The 5595-nt window shown below is 42.6% G+C and carries 5 protein-coding genes; 3 read left to right on the top strand and 2 right to left on the bottom strand.

What is annotated here, in order from left to right; all coding sequences use genetic code 11:
* Positions 1–321: glutathione peroxidase (locus Q1V93_RS08835; RefSeq protein WP_300663855.1), on the top strand; the 321-nt coding region annotated here is incomplete at its 5' end.
* Entirely contained in the window at positions 318–1037 is a 720-nt protein-coding gene (bshB1, locus tag Q1V93_RS08830; RefSeq protein ID WP_300663854.1) for a bacillithiol biosynthesis deacetylase BshB1, read from the top strand. The genes Q1V93_RS08835 and bshB1, both read left to right, overlap by 4 nt.
* Here bshB1 and Q1V93_RS08825 read toward each other — a convergent pair.
* Complete coding sequence (locus Q1V93_RS08825) at positions 1020–1553, bottom strand: NAD(P)H-dependent oxidoreductase (protein WP_300663853.1); 534 nt, start codon at positions 1551–1553, stop codon at positions 1020–1022. The two genes, bshB1 and Q1V93_RS08825, sit on opposite strands and share 18 nt — an antisense overlap.
* 272 nt (positions 1554–1825) lie before the next feature.
* Here Q1V93_RS08825 and Q1V93_RS08820 point away from each other — a divergent pair, with 272 nt between their 5' ends.
* Complete coding sequence (locus Q1V93_RS08820; RefSeq protein WP_300663852.1) at positions 1826–4087, top strand: S8 family serine peptidase; 2262 nt, start codon at positions 1826–1828, stop codon at positions 4085–4087.
* Between the two features lie 131 nt (positions 4088–4218).
* On the opposite strand, the gene Q1V93_RS08815 is transcribed toward Q1V93_RS08820, so the two are convergent.
* Positions 4219–5595: T9SS type A sorting domain-containing protein (locus tag Q1V93_RS08815; protein ID WP_300663851.1), on the bottom strand; the 1377-nt coding region annotated here is incomplete at its 5' end.

Here is a 5595-nt window from a genome sequence, read left to right as displayed (position 1 = left end):
GAAGAATTCGGGGGAAGTGACTTCACTGTTTTGGGAGTTCCCTGCAACGATTTCGCAGGCCAGGAACCCGGAACAGCAGAAGAGATCGCGACGTTCTGTTCTACCAATTACGGCGTGAGTTTTCCTTTATCAGAAAAAGTACATACCATCGGAGGGGAGATTCACCCGATCTACAAGTGGTTGTTTGATCAAACGAATTCTGAAGTAAGCTGGAACTTTCAAAAGTTTCTGATCAATGAAAAAGGTGAAGTTGTTGGTGTTCATGCTCCTCAAACCGAACCTTGTGATGCACAAATCTTAGACTGGATTAAAAAATCATGAACCAAATTGATATACTAGCTATCGGGGCGCATCCGGATGATGTGGAACTTTCTGCTGCCGGAACCTTGTTAAAACACCGTGCAATGGGCTTTTCGACCGGTGTTATTGATTTGACACAGGGAGAATTGGGATCCAGGGGAACAAAGGAAACGCGCAAAGAAGAAGCGATGGCTGCTGCGGAAATTTTAGGTCTGTCTGCTCGTGTTAATCTCAAAATGGCAGATGGATTCTTCGAACACTCGGAAGAGAATCTGCGTTTGCTTGTGGAGCAAATCAGAAGGTTCAAACCGAGTATTGTTTTGGTAAATGCTGTTTCGGACAGGCATCCGGATCATGGAAAAGGAAGTAAACTAGCTTCTGAAGCGTGTTTTTTAGCCGGTTTGCGCAGAATTGAAACGACGTGGGAGGGAAGCCCCCAGGAAGCTCACAGACCGAAAGCAGTGTATCATTACATCCAGGACCGTTATCTCAAACCGGATTTTGCGGTAGATGTAACGGATTTCGTAGAACAGAAGTTCGCGTCAATCAAAGCATATAAAACGCAATTCTGGGATCCGGATTCCACAGAACCGAAAACACCTATTTCAGGTGAGGATTTCTTTGAATTTCTTCGTGGAAGAATGGCAGAATTCGGCCGCAGTATCGGTGCGCGTTATGCAGAAGGATTTACTGTTGAGCGTTTGCCCGGAGTAGATTCTTTATTTGATCTTCGCTAAGGTTTCCTTTACGTTTTCGATTAAGTCAGCGAATTCTTTTCTCAATTCCTCATTGAGGATTCCATCCTTGAAATTCGCTTCAAAGCTTGGTAAGCTGAAATGACCGATGATATTCGCAGTATGACGCGGAAAGCGGCTTAAAGCAGCTTCCAGTACGAACTTTGCTCCCAGTTTTCCCGGTGAAGTTGAAATCAAAAGCATCGGTTTGTCATGAAATACGCTGTTGTTCAACCGGGAACACCAATCCAGCGTGTTTTTGAATGCAGCAGAATAACTTCCGTTGTGTTCGGTCATGGAAATCACCAGGAAGTCGGAATTTTCGATAATCTCATGCAATTCGTATGCTTCATCCGGATATCCGTTTTCTTTCTCCTTATCAACAGAAAATAAGGGCATTTCGAAGTCGTTCAGATCAATCATGTTGATTTCGCCCTCAAACTGATGAGCTGCAAAATGTGCAAATTGCTGGTTGATGGAAGATTTACTGGTACTTGCTCCGAATGCTAAAATTTTCATGTGAAATGTTTTTGCGAATGTAATGATATTCCTAGTTTAAACGGATTCTTTTTGTTGCAGATTTTACAAAATACCTGTTAAACAGGTATGCAGATAATTTTCTTTATGGTCTGATTTTTTTGTGTTAAAAATGAGTAAATGAGACAATTATCTTTCACCTTTCTTCTAAAGCTTACGTTAAATAGTTAAAAGCTTGTTATATTTTGTGTTATTTGTTTCAAATTATAAGAGTAAGCAAGCCACTATTTATTAACCCTTTCATTGAAGAAAACATGAAAAGAACATTTTTATCAATGGGCTTATTAGCCTTTGGTGTATGTTGCACAAATCTTGCAAATACACAAGTAATAATTATTCCTCCTCCGGAAGAAATCACACCGCCTAATGATCCGTATTATCCGCTCCAATGGTCGCATAATAACACCGGTATCGTTCCCAGGTTCTCAGGAACAGGAGTCTGTGGTCTTCCGGGGTTTGATATGAACATTCCTGAAGCCTGGGCATACCTGGATAACCGAAAAATCATTTACCCGGTACGTGTTGGAATTCTTGATTCCGGTCTGGATCCGGTACATCCCGATCTTAATTCTGCACGTCTCCTGCCGGGTAAGAATTTTTCAGTAGTTCCTTACAATCTCAATACAATGGATACATACGGTCATGGTACGCATGTATTGGGAGCTATTGCAGCAACCGTCAATAACGGGATCGGAATAGCCGGTGTCGACAAAAAATGTCTGGTGATGCCGCTAAAAATAGATCCGTCAGTAACTATCAGTCAGAGAGTACATATTGCGGATGCCATTCGTCATGCTGTTAATAATAATGTCAAAGTGATCAACATGAGTTTTGGATGGAACGAACGGACAATCAATAATGATATCCGTGAAGCAATCTCATACGGGATAGCCAATGGGTGTACGTTTGTAGGAGCTGCAGGGAATTTTAATGCCAATGAGGTTCATTTTCCTGCAAAGGTCGGAATTGCAGTCGGAGCAGCTAATCCGTGCGGTGCTATCAAAAATCCGACGACATCACTTACCTGTGAGCAAGACACGCGAACCATTATGGATGAGATGGGGAATTACGTTGTCTGGGGTTCAAATTATGGGGCAGGACTGGATGTGATGGGACCCGGAACGATGCTTCCAGCTATTGATATTCCGGGTGCAGCAGGCTTATCCGGTTATACGGACTGTAGTTTCGGAACTTGCTATAATCCCGGAACAAATGGCGACTATGTTACCAATGCTTTTGGAACATCCATTGCAACACCTTACGTTACAGGAATTGTTTCACAGGTACTTTCGATAAATAATCAGCTGAAAATGCATGAAATAGAGGACTTGCTGTTGAAAGCCTCTATTACACCCATGGCAGGAGGGTATCATTTACCGGATGCTTACGAGGCAATTATGTTAGGTTTGAATTATACTCCTGGCAGTCATCCGTTAGCTGATCTGGCTGTAAATCAGGTGGTTTATGAACGAATGAATGCAAGCACTGTTCGCGCAACCATTACCGTTGTCAACAAATCAACCACGGTTACATCGGCTCCGACTCAGCTGCAGGCATACCTGTCATTTATCCGGGAATTCAACGGTTACTTCAGTGACGATGCATTCCCTCCCACACAAATCAGCATACCGGCCATTGCACCGGGAGCTACGAATACGTACACCATACTGCTTCCATATATTGATTATGACCCGGTGTATTACAAGTTGTGGCTGAATGCCATTGTAGATCCCGGCATGATACAGTATGAATTGGATGATGCGAATAATGGACGCTCTATTTTCGTAAGTCCTAATAACAGTATACTTCAGGTAGATGAGTCGAATGGCTTAGAGGGCACAGAAAATCCGCTGGAACTTATTGACAAGCCGGATCTCATTCCTGCACAGGTTACCTATTCCGTAAACGTTACGTCGCTTGGAAAAGCTGTCAATATGACGTATAAAGTCAAAAATACAGGAACGGTAAACGGAACCTTATACCTGTTCCGCGATGCGGTCAGATATTGGGATTCGTATGATGCAACGCTTAGTAGCGACGACCAGCTTCTTGGGGTTGAAAACATGAATGGGGTTATTACGTTGACTCCCGGGCAGGAAATGACTTTTCCGAATAAGAGTAAGCTGGCTTCCCGTTCCTACCTTTTAATCCAGGTTGATGCGGAATACCTGAATGATGAATCGGATGAGTCAAATAACGTGTATGCTATTCCGTTGATTCATACTTCCGGAATATCTGAAAGAGTGGACAATCAGATGGGTTCGTTAGCGGAACTCCAGATGGAATTGTTTCCAAACCCTGCAAAGGAACAGGTTACTTTAACTCTTGAGACGAATGGCACCGGCATGATTGTACTGACAGATCTTTTAGGACACACTTTGCAGCAACAGGAATTGATGGAAAGCGGAAAGCAAAAATTAGTACTGGATACGCGTCACTTGTTTCCAGGAACTTACCTGGTGGAATTCAGACAGGAATCCGGTAAGAGTATACTGAAAAAACTGGTAATTCAATAAAAAAAGGTCGGGGCGAAAAATTTTTCGCCCCGACCTTTTTTGCTATAAAACTAAACTAACAGAGAAAACATTTCTTTTCAGCTTTCGCGCTAACGCTTGTCGCTGATTGTCTTCGATAGCTGAGCTATCTTTTACTTTACTACGCTCAATTTAACCGTTTTAACTGCATTAGCTGTTCTAACAACAGCGTAGTACAATCCTTGAGCGAAAGTAGCAGCGTTGATTGTGAATTGGTGTGTTCCAACTTCAGCATATTTTGTTGCTACCGTTTGGATCACTTGTCCGTTTGCATTCATTACAACTACTTCGATTTCGTCGTTTTGAGCAATATCAACAAACAATGTAGCATCTGCATTTGTAGGGTTCGGGTACAAAGACACACCTGCGATAGCGGAGTTTTCGATCAATCCAACTAATCCTGTGAAATCAGAACCTGTTAAAAGCGGAGAACTTGCAGCAGGACGGTAATCAGGAGCAGTGTAGTTGTATGGAGTAGTCAAAATACCAGCAGTTGAAGCGATAGAGTCATTCATTCCAGCAGCAAACCAAGCCTGGATATTGAATGTACTTCCTGCGTTTTTTTCAGTTACTTTTCCTGCAGAGTTTCCTGCAACGATGTTGTTTTTGTAAAGAATCAATCCGTTTGTTGCATTTCCTTCGCAAGCAGCACCATCAATGTGAATACCGCGTTGGAAATCCATAAAGATTGAGTTGCGGATATCAATAGCAGAGTTACGGCGAATACGAGCTCCACGACGGTATCCTGCAGCGATTGTATTTGACGTATTTCCTCTGTATGGCCCGATTGCAGTTACGTTTGTGAAGATTGCATTTGTTTGAGGCGTACCTGTAGAACCAGCAGCATCGTTATCAGATTCGAAACCTTCAGAAGTAGAAACAGATGGGTTATCAGCGATGTCCGGGTCACGAACGATCAATCCGAATTGAATTTTTCCTGAGAATCCGAAATCTGTATCGAAATCATCATCTAAATTTCTGTAAGAAACAATGTGTTTTGCATCTACAGTTCCACCGAACCACTCGAATCCATCGTCATTAGAGAAAGAAACCTGAACGTAATCTACAGTTGTGAAATCACCAACAGAACCAAATGTAATACCGTTGATCTCTTTGTCTTGCTGGTAAGCGTATCCAGGGAATTCAACACGTACGTATTTCAATTTTCCTGAGTTATCGTGGTTATCCGGTGTAGTACCACCTCCGAATTCAGTATCCGTAGTTGGAGCTAATCCTTCGATGTTTGCGATACCGTTTGGTTGATTGTTTGCCGCTTTTCCTAAGAAAATAAGTCCCCCCCAATCACCAGGTGCACGAGAACCTGCAGCTTGGTTAGAAGTAAATACGATTGGAGCGTTCACTGTACCTTCAGCGATCAATTTAGCACCTTTCGTGATAAACAAACCTGATCCAAGAACACTTTTGTCACCCATGATAACAGTTCCCGGCTCAATTGTCAAAGTAGCATTGTTTTTTACATAAATCTGACC

It is taken from the genome of Fluviicola sp., from assembly GCF_030151805.1.
Taxonomy (GTDB): Bacteria; Bacteroidota; Bacteroidia; order Flavobacteriales_D; family Crocinitomicaceae; genus Fluviicola.
This window is presented reverse-complemented; position numbering and strand designations above follow the sequence as displayed.

What these genes read in the sequence shown, in the direction of transcription:
- bshB1 (WP_300663854.1), top strand. Translation starts at nt 318, where the DNA reads ATGAACCAAATTGATATACTAGCTATCGGGGCGCATCCGGATGATGTG.
- Q1V93_RS08825 (WP_300663853.1), bottom strand. Translation starts at nt 1,553, where the DNA reads ATGAAAATTTTAGCATTCGGAGCAAGTACCAGTAAATCTTCCATCAAC.
- Q1V93_RS08820 (WP_300663852.1), top strand. Translation starts at nt 1,826, where the DNA reads ATGAAAAGAACATTTTTATCAATGGGCTTATTAGCCTTTGGTGTATGT.